This is a genomic window from Pseudomonas sp. SWRI22 (assembly GCF_014268395.2).
Taxonomy (GTDB): Bacteria; Pseudomonadota; Gammaproteobacteria; order Pseudomonadales; family Pseudomonadaceae; genus Aquipseudomonas; species Aquipseudomonas paracarnis.
In genome coordinates, this window is record NZ_JABWQK020000003.1 from 107,649 (window position 1) to 127,952 (window position 20,304).

Sequence of the window (20,304 nt, forward strand, 5' to 3'; positions counted from 1 at the left end):
ATAGTGCTGACCCACCGCTATCGCAGGCAAGCCAGCTCCCACATTGGATCTCCATTGTTTGTGAGATACCAGCAACTCATGAATTCTAAGCGGAGCAGTTATGGTTGATCGGCACGACTATGTGGCCCTCGAATGGGTCAAGGGCGATATTGCCGAAACCCTGAAGCAGGCCCGGTCGGCCCTGGACGCGTACGTTGAAACCCATGACGACGACGCTCTAAACGAATGCCTGGCCGGTATTCACCAGGTACATGGCGCGCTGCAAATAGTCGAGTTCTACGGCGCGGCGCTGCTGGCCGAAGAAATCGAGGAACTGGCCCTGGCACTACAGGCCGGGCACGTTGGCCAACGCGATGAAGGTATCCGGCTGCTGCAACAAGCCCTCGGCCAACTGCCGCTGTACCTCGACCGCGTGCACAGTGCCCGCCGCGACTTGCCGCTGGTGGTGCTACCGCTGCTCAACGACCTGCGCAGCGCCCGTGGTGAAAGCCTGCTATCGGAAACCAGCCTGTTCAGCCCGCAACTGCTATCGATCGAACCGTTGCCTGAGCAAGCCCTGGCCCAACGGGCCACGCCGGATCTGCATGAGCAGTTGCGCCAATGGCGCCACCTGCTGCAACAAGCCCTCGCCGGATTGCTGCGTGAAGACCACGGCCCCAGCAACCTGGAAGACATGGCGCGGGTGTTCGCACGCCTTGAAGCGCTATGCCAGGGTGCGCCGCTGCTGCCGTTGTGGCAGGTCACCTCGGCGCTGGTCGAAGGCATGCTCACCGGCGTGGTCGCCAACAGTCCGGCGCTGCGCAGCCTGCTCAAGGCCAGCGACAAGCAACTCAAGCGCTTGCTGGTTCAAGGCATCAATGGCATCAACCAGCCGGCACCGGACGAGTTGCTCAAGAGCCTGTTGTTCTACGTCGCCAAAGTCACCCGGCCGACGCCGCGCATGCAGAGCCTGAAGGAGCGCTACGGCTTGGACGAAGCGTTGCCCGACAGCGCCGTGGTCGATGCTGAACGTGCACGGCTGGCCGGGCCGGATCGCAATGCCATGGGCTCGGTACTCGGGGCGTTGTGTGAGGAACTGGTGCGGGTCAAGGAACGCCTGGATCTGTTCGTGCGCAGTGATCGCCAGCACACCCAGGACCTCGAGCCGTTGCTGGCGCCCTTGCGGCAGATCGCCGATACCCTCGCGGTGTTGGGTTTCGGCCAGCCGCGCAAAGTGATCATCGACCAACTCGCCGTAGTGTTGAGCCTGGTCCAGGGGCAGCGCGAACCCAATGACGCGGTGTTGATGGATGTGGCCGGCGCGTTGCTGTATGTCGAAGCGACGTTGGCCGGGATGATCGGCACCGTCGAACCGCAAAGCCGTGAAGACAGCCGCTTGCCCACCACCGACCTGACCCAGATCCATCAGTTGGTGATTCGTGAATCGTGCCAGTGCCTGCGCCAAGCCAAGGAGCTGATGATCGACTGCATTGAGGCTGATTGGGATCGTCAGCGCCTGGAGTCCTTGCCCGAGCTACTGAGCCAGGTGCGTGGTGCCCTGGCGATGATTCCCTTGCCGCGTGCGGCGAGCCTGATGCGCGGTTGCACCGATTACGTCGACGAGCAATTGATGATCAACGAGGCCGCCCCTTCGGCGACACAACTGGCGCATTTCTCCGAGGTGGTCAGCAGCCTGGAGTACTACCTCGAGCGCATGCTTCAAGACCCTGACGCGGCAGGGGAAAAAGTGCTGGAGTTGGCCACCCAGGGCTTGAATGCATTGGGCTACCTGCCGGTGGAAAAACCCTGGCGGCAGGCCCTGGCTGCGCCCGAGGGGGCGCTGTCCACCGAGGCTGCGCCAAACCAATCCCAGTTCGATGCCTTGGCCAGCCCTGCATCACGTCTCAACCCTCCAGCCTTGCAGCGTCCCGGTAGCCTGTTGCCGCCGCCGGCCGGTGAAGAACCGATTGACGATGAACTGCGCGAAGTCTTCCTTGAAGAAACCGATGAAGTCCTCGACGTGTTGCATCGCTACCTGCCCGACAGCGCGGACAAAGTCGCCCAGGGCGAAATGCGCCGGGCTTTCCATACCCTCAAGGGCAGCGGCCGCATGGTGCGCGCCCTGGTGCTGGCCGAGCTGGCCTGGGCCGTGGAGAACCTGCTCAATCGCGTGCTGGAACGCAGTGTAGTCCTTGGCCCTGAGGTGCGGCAGGTGTTGGATGAGGCCGTGGCCCTGCTGCCGGAGCTGATCGCCGATTTCGCTAGCGACGACCAGCGCCAGCGCGATGAAGTCGACGCCTTGGCCGCCCGTGCCCATGCCCTGGCCAGTGGCGCTGCAACATCGACCACCGAGCCCCATGACCCAATGCTGCTGGAGATCTTTCGCAACGAAGCCCAGGGCCATCTGGACAGCCTCGACCACTTCCTGCAACAGGCCGCCGAGCAGGTGCCGCTGCAGGTCAGTGATGAACTGCAACGCGCCTTGCACACCCTCAAGGGCAGCGCCTACATGGCCGGCGTGTTGCCCATTGCCGAACTGGCGCGCCCGCTGGATCACCTCACCCGTGAGTACAAGGCCCACCGCGTGCCGCTGGACAAGGACGAAGTGGCGTTGTTGCTTGAGGCACAAGGGCTGTTCCAGCGCGGGGTGCGTGACCTGGACAACAATCCCCTGGCGCCGATCCACGGCGCGGCCAGCGTGATCAGCCGCACCCAACACCTGCTGGAGCATCAACTGGCCGCCTTGCTCGACGCCCCCACGGCCGGCCTGCGCGTCAAGCGTGACCCGCACTTGATCACCAACTTCCTGGCCCAGGGCATGGACATCCTGCTCGACGCCGAAAGCCTGCTGCGTCGCTGGCAGCAACACCCCGGCGACCGTCTGGAACTCACGGCGTTGCTGGACGAACTGACCACCCTGGGCGAGGGTGCGCACCTTGCCGACCTGCATCCTATCGACGCGTTGTGCGAAGCCTTGCTCGACCTGTATGGCGCGGTAGAGGAAAGCAGCCTGGCGGTCAGCGCCCGGTTCTTCCAAGAGGCTGAACAGGCCCACGACGCGCTGATCAACATGCTCGACCAGTTGGCCGCCGGCCAGGAAATCAGCCCCGCGCCTGCACGGCTGCAGGCGTTACGCGCGTTGCTGGACGAAGCCTTAGACCCGTCCGCCACAGGCCTGATCAAAAGCGACGGCAGCCGCGCCCTGAGTATCTCCGAATTGGGCGCGGCCACCGCGCAGCTGGATCACGCCACCGCGATGGACGACGAGATTGTTGAGATCTTCCTTGAGGAGGCCGTAGACATCCTCGACAGCGCCGGCCAGTCGCTCAAGCGATGGTTACTGGAGCCCGACAGCGCTGCGCCCTTGTCCTCGTTGCAGCGGGATCTGCACACCCTCAAGGGCGGCGCGCGCATGGCCGAAATCGACCCGGTGGGCGACTTGGCCCACGAGCTGGAATGCGTTTATGAGGGGCTGGTGGACCGCCGCTATAGCTACTCTGTCGAGCTATCCCAGGCACTGATGGCCAGCCACGAACGCTTGGCTCAACAATTGGAAGAGCTGCAACAACAGCAACCCCTGAGTGACGGCGCCGAACTGGTCGAAAGGCTGCGGGAATTGCGCCAGGCCAGCAGCCCGGCAGCGCCGGCTGCGGTGGCGCCAGCCTCGGGTGCCGACCCGGAATTGCTGGATATATTCCTCGAAGAAGCCGCCGATATCCTCGACAGCTCAGGCAGCGCGCTTTTGCGCTGGCAGGACGAGCCGGGCAATCGCCAGGAAGTGGAAACCCTGCTGCGTGACCTGCACACCCTCAAGGGCGGTGCACGCATGGTCGAGATCGGGCCGATCGGCGATCTGGCCCATGAGCTGGAATTTCTCTACGAAGGGCTTTCCGCCGGTTTGCTCGCGCCGACCCCTGAGTTGTTCGCACTGCTGCAAGGTTGCCATGATCGCCTGGCGCAAATGATCGACGCCGTGGCCGAGGGATTGCCGGTGGGTTCGGTGGATAAACTCATCGAGCGCATCAAGAGCCTGGTGCACCCCAGTGATGAGCCGGTCACACCGGTGGCGCTGCCGGCGGGCAAGGCCGAAGCGGTCGCCGACCCGGCCGCCGACCTGGTGAAAATCTCTGCCGACTTGCTCGATGACCTGGTCAACCTGGCCGGCGAAACTTCGATCTTCCGTGGGCGTATCGAGCAGCAAGTCAAGGATGCGCGCATTGCCTTGAGTGAGATGGAAACCACCATCGAGCGCATGCGCGACCAATTGCGCCGGCTCGACAGCGAAACCCAGGGCCGCCTCTTGAGCCGCCAGCAAGCCGAGGCCGAACGCCTGGGCTACGAAGAGTTCGACCCGCTGGAAATGGACCGCCACTCGCAGCTGCAACAGCTGGCCCGTGCGCTGTCCGAATCTGCCTCCGACCTGCTCGATCTCAAAGAGACCCTTGAGCGTCGCAACCAGGATGCCTACAACCTGCTGCAGCAACAGGCACGCATCAACACCGAATTGCAGGAAGGCCTGATGCGCACGCGCATGGTGCCTTTCGAGCGCATGTTGCCACGCCTCAAGCGCATCGTGCGGCAAGTGGCGGGCGAGTTGGGCAAGGACGTGGAGTTTATCGTCGGCAATGCCGAAGGCGAGATGGACCGCAATGTGCTGGAACGCATGGCGGCCCCCTTGGAGCATATGCTGCGCAACGCGGTCGACCACGGCCTGGAGTCCCGCGAAGTGCGGCTGGCTGCGGGTAAACCGGAGAAGGGCCGCATCACCCTGGACCTGACCCACGAAGGCGGCGACATCGTCTTCGACATGCGTGACGACGGCGCGGGTGTGCCCCTCGAAGCGGTGCGACGCAAGGCGATCAAGCGCGGCCTGCTCGCCCCCCATCAAGAGATCAGCGACCGTGACGTGTTGCAGTTCATCCTGCAACCGGGCTTTTCCACTGCCGAAAAAATCACCCAGATTTCCGGGCGCGGCGTGGGCATGGACGTGGTGCATGAGGAAGTGCGCCAGCTCGGCGGCTCGATGGTGATCGACTCGACGCCGGGCATGGGCGTGCATTTTCGCATTCGCCTGCCGTTTACCGTGTCGGTCAATCGTGCGCTGATGGTGCACTGCGCGGACGACCAATACGCGATCCCGCTCAACACCATCGAAGGCTTGGTGCGCGTGCTGCCCCACGAATTGGCGGGGCACTACCAGCAAGACCCGCCGCACTATGAATACGCCGGCCAGCGCTACGAGTTGTTCTACCTCGGTGACCTGCTGCACACCGCCAGCCGCCCTAAACTGCTGGGCCAGTACCAGCCGGTGCCGGTGCTGCTGGTGCACTGCAATGAACGCCGCGTGGCGGTGCACGTGGATGCCATGGCCGGTACTCGCGAGATCGTGGTCAAGGGCCTGGGGCCGCAGTTCTCCGGGGTGCAGGGCGTGACCGGCGCGACCATCCTGGGCGACGGCCATGTGGTGCTGATCATCGACCTGCTGGCGCACATCCGCGCTCGGCAACCGGCCTTGCCGGCCCAGGCAGTGGATGCGCCGCTGATCCTCAACGACCCACTGAAAAAACGCCCGCTGCTGGTGCTGGTGGTGGACGACTCGGTCACCGTACGCAAAGTCACCAGCCGCCTGCTGGAGCGCAACGGCATGAACGTGCTCACCGCCAAGGACGGTATCGACGCCCTCGCCATCCTGGAAGAACACACCCCGGACCTGATGCTGCTCGACATCGAAATGCCTCGCATGGACGGCTTCGAAGTGGCCATTCAGATACGCAACGACCCGCGCCTGATGCGCTTGCCGATCATCATGATCACCTCACGCACCGGCCAGAAACACCGCGACCGCGCCATGGCCATTGGCGTCAACGACTACCTCGGCAAGCCGTACCAAGAGTCGGTGCTGCTGGAAAGCATCGCCTATTGGAGCAAGTCCCATGCTTGAACACCGCACCAGCCAACTCACCGGCTTGCTACTGCCCCTGGCCGACCGCCACCTGGTGCTGCCCAACGTTGCCGTGGCCGAACTGATCGATTTCCAGCGTGGCGAACCGGCCAGCGATGCGCCGCCGTGGTATCTGCGGCAAGTGACCTGGCGCGATCGGCAAATTCCGTTGATCAGTTTTGAGGCTGCCTGCGGTGAAGCCAGCATGACGGGAGAACGCTCACGCATAGTGGTGTTGAATGCACTGGGCGGGCGACCGACCTTGAAGTTCATTGCCCTGGTGATCCAGGGTATTCCCCGCTCGTACAAGCTCGACAGCGAATTGAGCTACGTGGACGTCCCCCTGTGCCCGCTGGAACTGGCGGCAGTGCAAGTGGGGGAGCAGGTGGCGAAGGTGCCGGACTTGATGGGGCTTGAAGCGCTGCTGGTAGAGTCCGGCCTGGCCTGACTGATCGTTCCCACGCTCCGCGTGGGAATGCCGCCGGGGACGCTCCGCGTCCCGCCAGTCAGCATAAGGGTGACGCAGAGCGTCACAGGATGCATGCCCACGCGGAGCGTGGGAACGATCAGTTATGTGCCGCCAGGTCACGTGGCGCGATCGGCAGATTCCGCTGATCAGCTTTGAAGCGGCCTGCGGCGAAGCCAGCGTGACGGGCGAACGCTCGAGGAGGCGGCGGTGCAAGTGGGGGAGCAGGTGGCGAAGGTGCCGGACTTGATGGGGCTTGAAGCGCTGCTGGTAGAGTCCGGCCTTGCCTGACTGATCGTTCCCACGCTCCGCGTGGGAATGCCGCCGGGGACGCTCCGCGTCCCGCCAGTCAGCATAAGGGTGACGCAGAGCGTCACAGGATGCATGCCCACGCGGAACGTGGGAACGATCAGTTATGCACGACCTACCATCAACGCAGGCAAGCCAGCTCCCACAGTTTGATCTTCGTTACTCCAGGCGTAACGGTTCGTCCTCCAGCTTGATTGATGCCTTAACGCTTCACTCCTAAGGTAAGCCCCACGACAGCAACCCCCCGTGGAGCGACCATGACAACAACCATCACCCCCGACTCGCGCTGGACGCGGCGGCGCGACGAGAAGCAGCGGCGGCTCGGGCTGGTCAAAAAATACGCAGACGGGGCGGTGTTGCCCAGTGACAAGATCGTCGAGGCCCTTGAAGCCTTGATCCTCCCCGGCGACCGCGTAGTGCTGGAGGGCAACAACCAGAAGCAGGCCGACTTCCTCTCGCGCTCCCTGGCCCAGGCCGACCCCGCCAAGCTCCACGATTTGCACATGATCATGCCCAGCGTGGGCCGTTCCGAGCACCTGGACCTGTTTGAAAAGGGCATTGCCCGTAAGCTGGATTTCTCTTTCGCTGGCACCCAATCCCTGCGCATCAGCCAGTTGCTGGAAGACGGCATGCTGGAGATCGGCGCGATCCACACCTACATCGAGCTCTATGCGCGGCTGGTGGTGGATCTGATCCCCAACGTGGTGCTCTCGGCCGGTTTCATGGCCGACCGTGCCGGTAACATTTACACCGGCGCCAGCACCGAAGACACCCCGGCGCTGATCGAACCCGCTGCCTTCAGCGATGGCATCGTCATCGTGCAGGTCAACCAGTTGGTGGACGACGTTACCGACTTGCCTCGCGTCGACATCCCCACCAGTTGGGTGGATTTCGTGGTGGTGGCCGACAAGCCGTTCTACATCGAGCCGCTGTTCACCCGCGACCCACGCCATATCAAGCCGGTGCATGTGTTGATGGCGATGATGGCGATCCGGGGCATCTACGAAAAACACAATGTGCAGTCGCTCAACCATGGCATTGGCTTCAACACCGCCGCCATCGAATTGATCCTGCCCACCTACGGCGAATCCCTGGGCCTCAAAGGCAAGATCTGCCGCAACTGGACCCTCAACCCGCACCCCACATTGATCCCGGCGATTGAAAGCGGTTGGGTAGAAAGCGTGCATTGCTTCGGCACCGAACTGGGCATGGAAAACTACATTGCCGCACGCCCGGATGTGTTCTTCACCGGCCGCGATGGCTCGATGCGCTCCAACCGCATGTTCTGCCAACTCGCCGGCCAATACGCCGTGGACCTGTTTATCGGCGCCACCCTGCAAGTGGATGGCGACGGGCATTCCAGCACCGTGACCCGTGGCCGCCTCGCCGGTTTCGGTGGCGCGCCGAACATGGGCCACGACCCACGCGGCCGCCGTCATGGCACACCGGCCTGGCTGGATATGCGCCACGACGATGCGCCTGAGGCCTTGCTTGAACGCGGCAAAAAACTCGTAGTGCAGATGGTCGAGACCTTCCAGGAAGGCGGTAAACCCACTTTCGTCGACACCCTGGACGCGGTGGAAGTGGCCCGCAAAAGCGGCATGCCCCTGGCGCCCATCATGATCTACGGCGACGACGTCACCCACTTGCTCACCGAAGAAGGCATCGCCTACCTGTACAAGGCGCGCTCCCTGGAAGAACGTCAGGCAATGATCGCCGCCGTCGCCGGGGTGACCGCCATCGGTATGCGCCACAACCCCAAGGACACTGCGCGCATGCGCCGCGAAGGCTTGATTGCCTTGCCCGAAGACTTGGGTATTCGCCGCACCGACGCCACCCGCGAGTTGTTGGCCGCCAAGAGCGTGGCCGACCTGGTGGACTGGTCTGGTGGCCTCTACAACCCGCCCGCCAAATTCAGGAGCTGGTAAATGCGCGCGCTCAAACAGCATGAACTGAGCCTGGCCGATCGCCTGGCGGATATGGCCGTGGATGCGCTGATCGACGAAGCGGATTTGTCGCCTAAACCCGCTCTGGTAGACCGGCGCGGCAACGGCGCTCACAGCGATTTGCACCTGGGGCTGATGCACGCCTCGGCGCTGTCGCTGTGGCCGATGTTCAAGGAAATGGCCGAGGCCGCGCTCGACATCGGCGAAGTCGGCCTGCCCCTGCGCGAAGCGCTCGGTCGTATTGGCCGGGAAGGCGAGCAGGCCATGCTCGCCACCACCCAGGGCGTGAACACCCATCGCGGTGCGATCTGGGCGCTGGGTTTGCTCACTGCTGCGGCGGCCCTGGAGCCCCGCACCATAACCCTGACCGCCGCCAAGCTGGCCCTGCTCAACGACCGCTTCGCCCCGCAGCCCATGAGCCATGGCGCCCAGGTTGCCCAGCGCTACGGCGCACGCGGCGCCCGTGAAGAAGCCCAGCTCGGCTTCCCTTCAGTGACGCAACGCGGCCTGCCGCAACTGCACAAGAGCCGCCGCGAAAACGCCGGTGAGCAGAACGCCCGGCTGGATGCTTTGCTGGCGATCATGACGGACCTGGCAGACACCTGCGTGCTCTACCGCGCCGGTACCGAAGGCCTGGCCACCATGCAACAGGGCGCCCAGGCCGTGCTCGACGCCGGTGGCAGCGCAACCCTGGCCGGACGCCGCCAACTGCATGAACTGGACCTGCAACTGCTGGCCTTGAATGCCTCCCCCGGCGGCGCCGCCGACCTGTTGGCCGCCTGCCTGTTTATCGACCGCCTCGACGGAGCGTTGTGATGGAAACCTTATCCTTTGAATTCCCCGCCGGGCAGCCCCCCAAAGGCCGTGCGCTGGTGGGTTGCGTCGGCTCGGGCGACCTGGAAGTGCTGCTGGAGCCGGGCACGCCCGGCACCTTGACCATCCAGGTGCAAACCTCGGTCAATGGCGCGCAGCAACGCTGGCAGCACCTGTTCGAACGCATCTTCCAGGAGCAGACGCCACCGGCCCTGAACATTGATATCCACGACTTCGGTGCCACACCCGGTGTGGTGCGCTTGCGCCTGGAGCAAGGTTTCGAGGAGATCGGCCATGACTGACTTACTCGCTAAACACAGCTTTGTCGAACTTGGCGCCCGGCAGCGCGCCAAGGCGCTGTTGGATGCAGGCACCTTCCGCGAGTTGATCGACCCGTTCCAGCGGGTCATGTCGCCGTGGCTCAGCCGCCAAGGCGTGGTGCCCCAGGCCGATGACGGTGTGGTGATCGCCAAGGGCAGCCTCGGCGCCAAGCCTGTGGTGATTGCCGCGATCGAAGGTAATTTCCAGGGCGGCAGCCTGGGTGAAGTTGGCGGTGCGAAAATCGCGGGCGCCTTGGAACTGGCCGCCGAAGACAACCGCAACGGCGTCCCCACCTGCGCGGTGCTACTGCTGGAAACGGGTGGCGTGCGCTTGCAGGAAGCCAACCTGGGCCTGGCTGCCATTGCCGACATTCACGCGGCGATTGTCGACCTGCGCCAGTACCAGCCAGTGATCGGCGTGGTGGCCGGCAGTGTCGGTTGCTTTGGGGGCATGTCCATCGCGGCTGGCTTGTGCAGCTATCTGGTGGTGACTCGCGAAGCACGTCTGGGCTTGAACGGCCCCCAAGTGATCGAGCAGGAGGCTGGCCTGGAGGAATATGACTCCCGCGACCGCCCGTTTATCTGGAGCCTTACCGGCGGCGAGCAGCGCTTCAACAGTGGCTTGGCCGACCGTTATGTGACGGACGATGTGGCGCAGATCCAGCAGACTGTCAGCGCACTGTTGCAGCAGGGCGTGCCCGCACAACCGCGCAGCCGGCGCGCTGATTTTTACCTGGCGCGCCTGGCCGAACTGGACGCGAGCGCGCAAATCGAGCCGGCGACGGTTCGCGCGCTGTATCAGGGAGAACGCCCATGAGAGGCTTGCAGTGGTTCAACGCATTGAGCGCCAACGCAACGCCGGTCGAAGGTTTGCCGGGCTCATTGAAAGTGGCTGATGGTGTGTTGGGTGAACAGGCGGTGCGCTATATCGCCGTGGTCCCCGACCCGCACAACCGCTTCCCCCGCGCCCGCAATGGCGAAGTCGGCCTACTGGAAGGCTGGGGCTTGGCCAAGGCGGTGGACGAAGCCATCGCCCGGGGTGACAAGCGCCCCATCATCGCTATCGTCGACGTACCCAGCCAAGCCTATGGTCGTCGCGAAGAAGCTCTTGGCATTCATCAGGCCTTGGCCGCCGCCGCTGACAGCTACGCTCGCGCTCGGCTCGCCGGCCACCCGGTGATCGCCCTGTTGGTGGGCAAGGCCATGTCGGGGGCGTTCCTCGCCCACGGCTACCAGGCCAATCGCCTGATCGCCCTGCGCGACCCTGGCGTGATGGTGCATGCCATGGGCAAAGCCTCGGCCGCCCGGGTGACCTTGCGCAGCGTCGAGGAATTGGAAACCCTGGCCGCCAGCGTGCCGCCGATGGCCTATGACATCGACAGCTATGCCTGCCTGGGATTGCTGTGGGAGACGTTGTCCGTCACCCGGATTGAACAACCTACGACGGATGACGTGGCGCGAGTCAGCGATTGCCTGGTGCGGGCAGTCAAGGATATCGGCAGTACCGACTTGAGCTCACGCCTCGGCGCCACCAACCGAGCCGCCTCCAGCCGAGTGCGCCAGCTGTTGCGGGAGCAATGGTGAACGCCCACGACTTACTCTGGGGCATGACCCTGGCGCATCTGCCTGCCGATGCCCCGGCCTGGGTGCGGGACGCGATCCGTGCCGGGCATCCGGTAGTGGTGCGGCGTGCCATCGCCGAGCCGGGCCATGTGGCGGTCGGTGTGCGTGGGCGTTTGCGTGAGCAGCGTTTTGCCGCCCAGATGCCCGTGGCGGCGGTGCAACGGCGGGTGGCGCCGCAAGCTTTGCGAGCGGCGGTCTCACCACGGGATTTACCGGCGCTGCGGGCCCTCGATCAACTGCGGCCGGTGCTGGCGCCGCAAGATTGGGGCGTCAGCGGCAGTGCCGGGTTTGAATTGGCCAGTGGCATTGAAGCGCTGCATGCCAACAGTGATCTGGATTTGATCCTGTGCACGCCCAAGCCCCTGGATCGTAGCGAGGCGCGAGCGCTGTTGGCGATCCTGGACACCGCGCCTTGTGCCGTCGACCTGCAACTGCAAACCCCTTTCGGTGCCGTCGCGTTGCGCGAATGGGCCGGCCCCTCACGCCGTGTACTGCTCAAGACCGTCAGCGGTGCGCACCTTGTGCTCGACCCTTGGCAGGCCGTGGCATGAGCAGCCTTCTGGTGTTTCCGGGGCAGGGCGCCCAACGCAGCGGCATGCTCCAGGTGTTGCCGGCCGACATTCTGCAAGAGGCCAGCGATGCCCTGGGTGAAGACGTTCGTCGGCTCGACTCGGCGCAGGCGCTTGAATCGACGCGGGCTGTGCAACTGTGCCTGTTGATCGCCGGCGTGGCCCATGCCCGGCGATTAGAGTGCACGCCGGATTATGTGGCGGGCCTGTCCATCGGCGCCTACCCAGCCGCGGTGATGGCCGGGGCCCTGGACTTCGCTGATGCGATAAAACTGGTCAGCCTGCGGGGCGAACTGATGCAGCAGGCTTATCCACAGGGCTATGGCATGACGGCGCTGATCGGCCCTGATCTTTCCAGCGTCGAGGCCTTGCTGGCGGATATCCACAGCCCGCAAACGCCGGTGTACCTGGCCAATATCAATGCCGACAACCAGACCGTCATCGCCGGCAGCAACGAGGCGATGAAGCGAGTTGCCGAGCGCATCACAGGCAACGGTGTCGCCAAGCGCCTGGCCGTCAGCGTGCCGTCTCACTCCCCGTTGCTGGAGCAACCCGCCCAGGCACTGTTCCAAGCCTTCGTCCCACTCAAGGCGCCGCGCATTACTTACCTGAGCAGCACCCGCGCGCGACCTATCCACAACCCCGAACAACTGCGTGACGACCTGGCCTTCAATATGTGCCGCGTCGTCGATTGGCGCGGCACCGTGCAAAGCGCCTACGAGCGTGGTGTGCGCCTGCAAATCGAGCTGCCTCCGGGCGCGGTGCTCACCGGTCTGTCACGCCGTGTTTTTGAACAAGGCACGGTGATCGCCTGCGAAGGCGCCCGCCTGGACACCTTGCAGGCCCTGCTGCAAGAGGAGGAACGCCGCCACCGATAACGCAGTACCCAAGGCTTTCGAAGCACAAAAACAACAATTTCGAACGAGCACTTTGAGGACAACAACCATGATTATCTACGGTGTGGCTTTTTTGGCGTTCTGCACGCTGGCAGGGCTGTTTGTGGGTGAACTGCTGGGCAAGCTGTTGGGTATTCCGGCCAACGTCGGCGGGGTGGGTATTGCCATGCTGCTGTTGATCGGCCTGGGCAGCTACTTGAGCAAACGCGGCCTGTTTACCGGCAAGTCAGAGCAAGGCGTGAGTTTCTGGGCGGCGGTGTATATCCCGATTGTGGTGGCGATGGCTGCCCAGCAAAACGTGTATGGCGCCATCAGCGGTGGGCCTATGGCGATTCTGGCCGGGACCCTCGCCGTGGTGCTCGGCTTTGCCCTGGTGCCCGTGCTGGTGCGTATCGGTAACCGCGAGCCGGTTGCTCCTGTTCCCACCAAAGAAGCCGGGTGATCGCCATGTACGAATCGATGATGAAAGTGATCACCGGCTACGGCTTGATCAGTGGTTTCGCCGTGATCGGCCTGACCATGTGGGTGTCTTATTGGATCTCCGATACCTTCACCAAGGGCCGCCTGCATGGTTCGGCCATTGCCATTCTGCTGGGGTTGGCGCTGTCGTATGTGGGCGGTGCGTTTACGGGTGGTTCCAAGGGCGTGGTGGATATTCCACTGTTGTCGGGCATCGGCCTGCTGGGCGGTGCGATGCTGCGCGACTTTGCCATTGTCGCCACGGCCTTTGGCGTGAGTGTCGATGAGCTCAAACGCGCCGGCTTCGTGGGGGTGCTGGCGCTGTTTGTCGGCGTGGGCTCGTCGTTCGTTGCCGGGGTAGGGGTGGCGATGGCGTTCGGGTACACCGATGCGGTGAGCCTCACCACCATCGGCGCCGGGGCCGTGACCTACATCGTCGGCCCGGTGACCGGCGCGGCGATTGGGGCCAGCTCCGAGGTGATGGCGCTGTCCATTGCCGCGGGGTTGATCAAGGCCATTCTGGTAATGGTGATGACGCCGTTCGTGGCGCCGCTGATCGGGCTGAACAACCCACGCAGCGCGGTGATCTTCGGTGGCTTGATGGGCACCTCCAGCGGTGTGGCGGGCGGCCTGGCGGCGACTGATCCGAAGCTGGTGCCTTATGGGTGTTTGACGGCGGCGTTCTATACGGCGCTGGGGTGTTTGTTGGGGCCGTCGTTGTTGTTTTTGCTGATGCGTGGGTTGGTGGGCTGATAGGGGATGATCGTTCCCACGCTCCGCGTGGGAACGCCTCTTGTGACGCTCTGCGTCACGGTCAAAAAGCGGACGCGGAGCTTCCTAAGCTGCGCTCCCACGCAGAGCGTGGGAGCGATCGTCCTCAGCTTTGGCGATTGGCGTACATCCGACACTCCGCCAACAACGCCAGCAAGTTCGGATCGCGCTCCTTGGCTTTCAGGAACACCACACCGATCTGCTGTTGCAAGCGATACCTGGGCTGCAACGGTATCAGCTTCACGCGGTTCTCATACACCGCTGCGATACGTCCTGGCAGCAGCGCATAACCCACCCCTGAACTGACCATGCTCAGCAAGGTGAAGATATCGTTCACCTGCATCGCCACCTTCGGCTCGAACCCGGCCTGATGGAATACCCGGTTGCCGTCCTGATGCGTGGCGAAGCCCTGGGTGAGGGTGATGAAGGTGGCATCGCGCACGTCGGCCAGGTCGATTTCCTGATCGCGGTCCAGGGGCGAATCGGCCGGGGTGGCGAGGAAGATGTCATCGCTGAACAGCGCGATCTGCTCGCAGTCGGGGTCGTGGGCGTGTTCGTCGAGGGAGATGAGGATCGCGTCCACTTCCATGTTCTTGAGCTTATAGAGCAGGTCGAAGTTGGAGCCCAGGATCAGGTCGATATTCAGTTCGCTGCGCCGGATTTTCAGGCCCATGATCAACTGTGGCACGGTCTTGACCGTCAGCGAATACAGCGAGCCGAGCTTGAAACGTTCGGCCGAGAACCCAGCGGCTTCGCGGGTCAGGCGCACGCTGTCGACCACGTCGGCCACCAGTTTCTGCGCACGCTCTTCGAGCACGTAGGCGCTTTCCAGCGGAGTGAGGTTGCGCCCCTCGTGTTTGAACAGCGGGCAGCGCAGGGCACTTTCCAGGGAGTGAATGGCGCGGTGCACGCTGACATTGCTGGTTTGCAGCTCGGCGGCCGCGCGGGCCAGGTTGCCGGTGCGCATGAACGCCAGGAAGATCTCCAGCTTCTTGAGGGTGAATTCTTCGTCGATCAGCATGGCCTTGGGCTCTTGTTCGATTGCACTCGATTGTGCCCGTAAACGCGGCTGTCGTCGCCGGAACGTCACGTGCCGCTTGCACTCTGATGCGCAAGGCTGGACGCTTGTCCGCCTGTTCTTGAGGGTTACGGGAGGTCAGTGACAGATGTACCACGGGGAACGATTCAACGCCTGGAGCCATTTGCTCGGTGCAGTCGCGGCCTGTATTGGCGCCGTGTGGATGTTGGTAGTGGCGAGCCTGGACGGCAGCCCCTGGAAGATCGTCAGCGTGGCGATTTATGGCTTTACCCTGATGGTGCTTTACAGCGCGTCGACGGTGTACCACAGCGTGCGAGGCCGGCGAAAAGCGATCATGCAGAAGGTCGATCACTTTTCCATTTACCTGTTGATAGCCGGCAGTTATACGCCATTCTGCCTGGTGACCCTGCGCGGGCCGTGGGGCTGGACGTTGTTCGGGATTGTGTGGGGGCTGGCGGTGATCGGCATCCTGCAGGAGATCAAGCCGCGTTCGGAGGCGCGGATTTTGTCCATCGTGATCTACGCCGTGATGGGCTGGATCGTACTGGTAGCGGTCAAGCCGCTGATGGCGGCGTTGGGTACGGCAGGGTTTATCTGGTTGGCGTCCGGTGGGGTGCTGTACACCGTAGGCATTATCTTTTTTGCCCTGGAGGATCGCTTGCGCCATTCCCACGGCATCTGGCATTTGTTTGTGATTGGCGGCAGCCTGCTGCATTTCGTGGCGATCATGCATTACGTGCTCTGATTGTGGGAGGGGGCAAGCCCGGCTCCCACACTTAAAGGCGTTCCAGTAGCACCTGGGCGCGGCGACCAAAAATCTCTAGCAACTTGGCCAGCATATGCGGTGGAGGTTCGTTGGCACGGGTCAGCGCGTAGAGGGTGATCGGCAGCGGCGGGGTGAGCGTTCGGATATGGGTGGTGGCCGTTGAAGCACCCAATGCTGTGAACGGATCGATCACGGTCAGGCCCGCGCCGGATTCGACCATCGCGCGGGCCAGTGAATAGGTCTGCACCGAGATCGTCACGCGTGGTGGCGGGTCGACGCTTTCCAGATAACTCTCCAGCTTGGCGGCCAGCGGGTCAGCGCTGGAGAGGCCGATCAAGGGCGCGCCGGCCAGTTCGGCCAACGGCAGGGGCTGATGCCGTTCGGCATCGGGCCAATAGCCTTTGGACGCCAATGCCACCAACACCCCGTTGGCCAATACTTGAGTGGTAAGCCCCGGATGCCCGGAAAAGTTGAGCGTCAGCGCCAGGTCGATCTCGCGCATCAACAGCTTTTGCACCAGCTCGTAGCTATGGTCACTGGACAGTTCACAGGCAATGTCCGGGTAATCGCGCTTCCATTCCAGGACCGCCGGCGGTAGCAGCGCCAGCGCCAGCGCCGGGATTGCGCCGATGCGAATGCTTTGTCCCGGTTCGCGGCGCAAACTTTTCGCCAGGCGCCGCACGCCTTGCAGGCTTGCGCTGACTTTCTCGACTTCGCGTTCCAGCGCCAGGGCTTCCGGGGTGGGTTGCAATTTACCCCGTACCCGCAGGAATAACGCAAAGCCCAACTGCAGCTCGGCGTGCTGCAGCACTTTGGTCACCGCCGGTTGCGAGACGTGCAGCAACTGCGCGGCGGCACTGATGGAGCCGGTCTGACGGATGGCCTGGAAGATTTCGATATGACGCAAGCGCATGGCGAGTCCCATAACCTTTGTTTATAGGTGAGCCATCTTTATTCATTGTCGGTGACCTGTCACCTGGCTCTACGCTGAGCGCTCTTAATCAACGGTTGGGGGCTGGGATGGCCAGGCAGGTTTGCATCATCGGCGGTGGGGTTATCGGCTTGGCCAGCGCTTATGCGTTGGTGCGGGCTGGCCATGAGGTCACGCTGATCGATGCCCGTGGCACCTTGGGCAGCGAAACCAGTTTTGCCAACGGTGGGCAACTGTCCTATCGCTATGTTGCGCCACTGGCTGACGCGGGCGTGCCCTTGCAGGCAATCGGGTGGTTGCTGCGGGGCGACTCGCCCTTGAAGTTGCGACCTCGCCTCGACCCACAGCAATGGCGTTGGATGGCGGCCTTTATCGGCGCTTGCCGGGGTTCGGTCAACAGGCGTAACGGTGCCCATCTTCTGCGCCTGGCTACCCTGAGCCAGGGCACGTTACAGCAGTGGCGCGAGGATGATCGCCTGGGCGGCTTCGACTGGCGGCGCAACGGCAAGCTGGTGATGTTTCGCAGCGCCAGCACCTTTGAACATGCCCGCGCCAAGGTCACAAATTTCCTGCAGCAACAAGTGTTGTCGTCTGTTGAGTGCGCTCGCCTGGAGCCCGCACTGGCGGCCGGTGGCTTTGTCGGCGGCATCTACACGCCGAACGAGGAAGTGGGGGATTGCCATGCTTTTTGCCAGCAATTGGCGGCCCGGCTTGAGGCGTCGGGGCGTTGCAGGTTCTTGCTCGGGCGCAAGGTCACCGGGCTGCGCCATGCTGGCGGTGCGGTGCAGGCCATCGAACTGGGTGATGAGGTGATGCCAGTCGAGCAACTGGTCCTGGCGGCCGGTTATCGCAGCGCTGAGTTGGCACTGCCGGGGCTGTCACTGCCCTTATACCCGCTCAAGGGCTACAGCCTGAGCGCGCCGATTGGCCCGCAACACAAGGCGCCGAATGTAAGCATCACCGACTACGACCGCAAGATCGTCTACGCGCGCCTCGGCGAGCAACTACGGGTCGCGGCCATGGTGGATATTGTGGGATTCGATGCTGGCCTTGAGCCTTCGCGCCTGGCGTTGATAAAGCGCCAGGCAGTAGAGACATTTCCCCATGCAGCTGACTACGTACACGCGCTCGAATGGGCTGGCATGCGCCCGGCCACGCCAACGGGCGTGCCGCTGATTGGCGCCAGTCGCTATCGCAACCTGTGGCTGAACCTGGGCCACGGCGCGCTTGGCTTTACCCTGGCCTGCGGCAGCGGCCAATTGCTGGCCGAATTGATCGACCAGCGCACCCCTTCCATTGATATGCAGGGCCTGACGCCCCGCGCCGCTTGAGGATGCAGCCGTGACCATTACCCGAATCAACAGCAACGAACGACTCAGCGGTGCCGTGACGTTCAAGGAACTGGTGTTCCTTTCGGGCCAGGTGCCCGGCGACGGCCTGGATGTGGCCACCCAGACCCGGGAAGTGCTGGCCAGGATTGATACGCTGTTGGCCGAGGCGGGCAGCGATAAGGACCACTTGCTCAACGCGACGATCTACCTGAAGGACATCGCTGCCGGTTTTACGCCGATGAATGAAGTCTGGTCCGCATGGCTCTCGCCAGGCATGGCGCCCACGCGCACTACCTTGCAAGCAGAGCTGGCGCGGCCGAGTGTGCTGGTGGAAATCAGCGTGATTGCAGTCCGTAAATAACCTTAAAGACCCACGGAGAATAACAATGAAAACAATCCTGTTGACCGGCTGCGCGCTGGGGCTTTTGTTGAGCGCACAGGCCCATGCAACCGAAGCGCCACTGGAGGGCACTTTGAGCAAGATCGCCAGCGCCAAGTCCATCACCCTTGGCTACCGCGATGCGTCGGTGCCGTTTTCCTATGTGGGGGATAACAGTGGTAAACCGATGGGCTACTCGGTGGACCTGGCAAACAGGATTGTCGAGCGTATTCAGCAGAAAACCGCAGTGGGCGACCTCAAGGTGAAGTACAACCTGGTGACGTCCCAAACTCGCATCCCGCTGGTGCAGAACGGCACTGTCGACCTGGAGTGCGGCTCCACCGGCGTGACGGCTGAGCGCCAGAAGCAGGTGGCATTCTCCTACGGGTTTATCTATGTAAAGGGCCAGTTGCTCACGGCCAAGGACAGCGGGATCAAAGGCTTTGCCGACCTTGCGGGCAAGAATGTGGTGACCACTGCCGGCACCACCAATGAGCGCTTTCTCAAAAGTTATAACGCTGAACACAAAGCCAATATGTTCGTGATCAGCGCCAAGGACCATGGCGAAGCGTTCAAGATGCTCGAGACTGGCCGGGCCGTAGCGTTCTATATGGACGACGCGTTGCTCTACGGCGAGCGCGCCAAGGCCAAGGACCCGCATCACTGGGTGGTCGTCGGCGAGGAGCAGTCGCGGGAGATCTACAGCTGCATGGTGCGCAAGGATGACCCGCAGTTTCTGGCGGTGGTCAACGAAACCCTGGGCGAGCTGTACCGCTCGGGAGAGATCAACGGGATTTACCAGCGCTGGTTCGAGCAGCCGATTCCGCCCAAGGGCTTGAACCTGGAGTTCCCGATGACCAGCGAGTTGAAAGCGATCATCGCCAAGCCGGTGAGTGACCCAGTGGAGTAAGCCTGGGGTAACCCGATAAAACTGTGGGAGCAGGCAAGCCAGCTCCCACAGTTGATTGGGTTTACAGGGTGAGGTTAGAAGTCGCCCCAGAGTTGTTGGGCGACGGAGAGTGCGACGACGGGCGCGGTCTCGGTACGCAACACCCGCGGGCCGAGGCGAGCGGCGTGGTAGCCGGCGCCCTGGGCGGTCTCGACTTCATTGTCGGTGAGCCCACCCTCGGGGCCGATCAAGAACGCCAGGCTCGATGGCTTGGCGTGGCTGATCATCGGTTCTGCCACCGGGTGCAGCACCAGCTTCAAATCCGCCTCGGTTTGCTTGAGCCAGTCTGCCAGCAAGAGCGGGGGGTGAATCACCGGCACCGTCGAACGCCCACATTGCTCACACGCACTGATTGCCACCTGGCGCCAGTGCAGCAAGCGCTTGTCGGCGCGTTCGTCTTTGAGGCGCACTTCGCAGCGCTCGCTGAAGATCGGTGTGATGGCATTGACGCCCAGTTCAGTGGCCTTCTGGATCGCCCAATCCATGCGCTCGCCCCGGGACAGGCCCTGGCCGAGGTGAATATGCAGGGGCGATTCGGCCTGGCCGGCAAAGCTATCCGTGAGTTGCACGGTGACGCGTTTTTTACCGACTTCCAGCAAGATGCCACGAAACTCCTGGCCGGAGCCGTCGAACAATTGCACGGCATCGCCTTCACTCATGCGCAGCACACGGCTGATGTAATGCGCCTGGGCTTCGGGCAGTTCGTGGTCACCGAGACTCAGCGGGGTGTCGGTGAAAAAGCGGGACAGTCTCATGTCTGTTCTCTGAAGAGGTTGTTTATGTAGGAGCGAGGGGGACGCCTAGTTCCTGCTCGCGA

The 20,304-nt window shown here is 63.1% G+C and carries 18 protein-coding genes and 1 pseudogene; 16 read left to right on the forward strand and 3 right to left on the reverse strand.

Going from position 1 to position 20,304, the window contains the following annotated elements; all coding sequences use genetic code 11:
* Positions 1-100: 100 nt before the first annotated feature.
* From HU730_RS23455 to madM, 12 genes and pseudogenes are all read left to right on the forward strand, one after another.
* Positions 101-5,920, forward strand: a complete 5,820-nt coding sequence (locus tag HU730_RS23455; RefSeq protein ID WP_186527464.1) for an Hpt domain-containing protein — start codon at positions 101-103, stop codon at positions 5,918-5,920.
* On the forward strand, positions 5,913-6,368 hold the full coding sequence (locus HU730_RS23460; protein WP_003195048.1) for a chemotaxis protein CheW: 456 nt from the start codon (positions 5,913-5,915) through the stop codon (positions 6,366-6,368). The genes HU730_RS23455 and HU730_RS23460 overlap by 8 nt, the downstream gene beginning before the upstream one ends.
* A gap of 130 nt (positions 6,369-6,498) precedes the next feature.
* A pseudogene (locus tag HU730_RS23465) lies at positions 6,499-6,677 on the forward strand (chemotaxis protein CheW); the annotation flags it as partial.
* 275 nt (positions 6,678-6,952) lie between these two features.
* On the forward strand, positions 6,953-8,623 hold the full coding sequence (mdcA, locus tag HU730_RS23470) for a malonate decarboxylase subunit alpha (protein WP_186527463.1): 1,671 nt from the start codon (positions 6,953-6,955) through the stop codon (positions 8,621-8,623).
* On the forward strand, positions 8,624-9,457 hold the full coding sequence (locus HU730_RS23475) for a triphosphoribosyl-dephospho-CoA synthase (RefSeq protein ID WP_186527462.1): 834 nt from the start codon (positions 8,624-8,626) through the stop codon (positions 9,455-9,457).
* Positions 9,457-9,756, forward strand: a complete 300-nt coding sequence (locus tag HU730_RS23480) for a malonate decarboxylase subunit delta (RefSeq protein ID WP_014720312.1) — start codon at positions 9,457-9,459, stop codon at positions 9,754-9,756. The genes HU730_RS23475 and HU730_RS23480 overlap by 1 nt, the downstream gene beginning before the upstream one ends.
* Complete coding sequence (locus HU730_RS23485) at positions 9,749-10,591, forward strand: biotin-independent malonate decarboxylase subunit beta (RefSeq protein ID WP_186527461.1); 843 nt, start codon at positions 9,749-9,751, stop codon at positions 10,589-10,591. The genes HU730_RS23480 and HU730_RS23485 overlap by 8 nt, the downstream gene beginning before the upstream one ends.
* Positions 10,588-11,358 carry a biotin-independent malonate decarboxylase subunit gamma gene (mdcE, locus tag HU730_RS23490; RefSeq protein WP_186527460.1) on the forward strand — a complete coding sequence of 257 codons (771 nt, stop codon included), beginning with the start codon at positions 10,588-10,590 and terminating at the stop codon, positions 11,356-11,358. The genes HU730_RS23485 and mdcE overlap by 4 nt, the downstream gene beginning before the upstream one ends.
* Positions 11,352-11,948 (forward strand): malonate decarboxylase holo-ACP synthase, encoded by a 597-nt coding sequence (locus HU730_RS23495; protein ID WP_089041469.1) that lies wholly within the window; start codon positions 11,352-11,354, stop codon positions 11,946-11,948. The genes mdcE and HU730_RS23495 overlap by 7 nt, the downstream gene beginning before the upstream one ends.
* On the forward strand, positions 11,945-12,844 hold the full coding sequence (mdcH, locus tag HU730_RS23500; protein ID WP_186527459.1) for a malonate decarboxylase subunit epsilon: 900 nt from the start codon (positions 11,945-11,947) through the stop codon (positions 12,842-12,844). Before HU730_RS23495 ends, mdcH begins: the two co-directional genes overlap by 4 nt.
* 67 nt (positions 12,845-12,911) lie before the next feature.
* Entirely contained in the window at positions 12,912-13,304 is a 393-nt protein-coding gene (gene madL / locus HU730_RS23505; protein ID WP_032894763.1) for a malonate transporter subunit MadL, read from the forward strand.
* A gap of 5 nt (positions 13,305-13,309) precedes the next feature.
* Positions 13,310-14,074, forward strand: coding sequence for a malonate transporter subunit MadM (gene madM, locus HU730_RS23510; RefSeq protein ID WP_032897715.1), 765 nt, complete (start codon positions 13,310-13,312; stop codon positions 14,072-14,074).
* A gap of 124 nt (positions 14,075-14,198) precedes the next feature.
* On the opposite strand, the gene HU730_RS23515 is transcribed toward madM, so the two are convergent.
* A complete protein-coding gene (locus tag HU730_RS23515; RefSeq protein ID WP_014720307.1) occupies positions 14,199-15,113 on the reverse strand; it encodes a LysR substrate-binding domain-containing protein in 915 nt (304 codons plus the stop codon).
* A gap of 145 nt (positions 15,114-15,258) precedes the next feature.
* On the opposite strand from HU730_RS23515, the gene HU730_RS23520 reads away from it, so the two are divergent.
* On the forward strand, positions 15,259-15,876 hold the full coding sequence (locus tag HU730_RS23520; protein ID WP_003195019.1) for a hemolysin III family protein: 618 nt from the start codon (positions 15,259-15,261) through the stop codon (positions 15,874-15,876).
* Between the two features lie 31 nt (positions 15,877-15,907).
* On the opposite strand, the gene HU730_RS23525 is transcribed toward HU730_RS23520, so the two are convergent.
* Complete coding sequence (locus HU730_RS23525) at positions 15,908-16,810, reverse strand: LysR family transcriptional regulator (RefSeq protein ID WP_186527458.1); 903 nt, start codon at positions 16,808-16,810, stop codon at positions 15,908-15,910.
* A 107-nt stretch (positions 16,811-16,917) separates the two neighbouring features.
* Here HU730_RS23525 and HU730_RS23530 point away from each other — a divergent pair, with 107 nt between their 5' ends.
* Genes HU730_RS23530 through HU730_RS23540 form a run of 3 tightly spaced genes read left to right on the forward strand, consistent with a single transcriptional unit; the run spans position 16,918 to position 19,448 of the window.
* Entirely contained in the window at positions 16,918-18,159 is a 1,242-nt protein-coding gene (locus HU730_RS23530) for a D-amino acid dehydrogenase (RefSeq protein WP_186527457.1), read from the forward strand.
* A 10-nt stretch (positions 18,160-18,169) separates the two neighbouring features.
* Positions 18,170-18,520 (forward strand): RidA family protein, encoded by a 351-nt coding sequence (locus HU730_RS23535; RefSeq protein WP_034128923.1) that lies wholly within the window; start codon positions 18,170-18,172, stop codon positions 18,518-18,520.
* A 25-nt stretch (positions 18,521-18,545) separates the two neighbouring features.
* Positions 18,546-19,448, forward strand: coding sequence for a transporter substrate-binding domain-containing protein (locus HU730_RS23540; RefSeq protein ID WP_054897561.1), 903 nt, complete (start codon positions 18,546-18,548; stop codon positions 19,446-19,448).
* Between the two features lie 74 nt (positions 19,449-19,522).
* On the opposite strand, the gene HU730_RS23545 is transcribed toward HU730_RS23540, so the two are convergent.
* Positions 19,523-20,242, reverse strand: coding sequence for a 16S rRNA (uracil(1498)-N(3))-methyltransferase (locus tag HU730_RS23545; protein ID WP_060763964.1), 720 nt, complete (start codon positions 20,240-20,242; stop codon positions 19,523-19,525).
* Positions 20,243-20,304 lie beyond the last annotated feature (62 nt).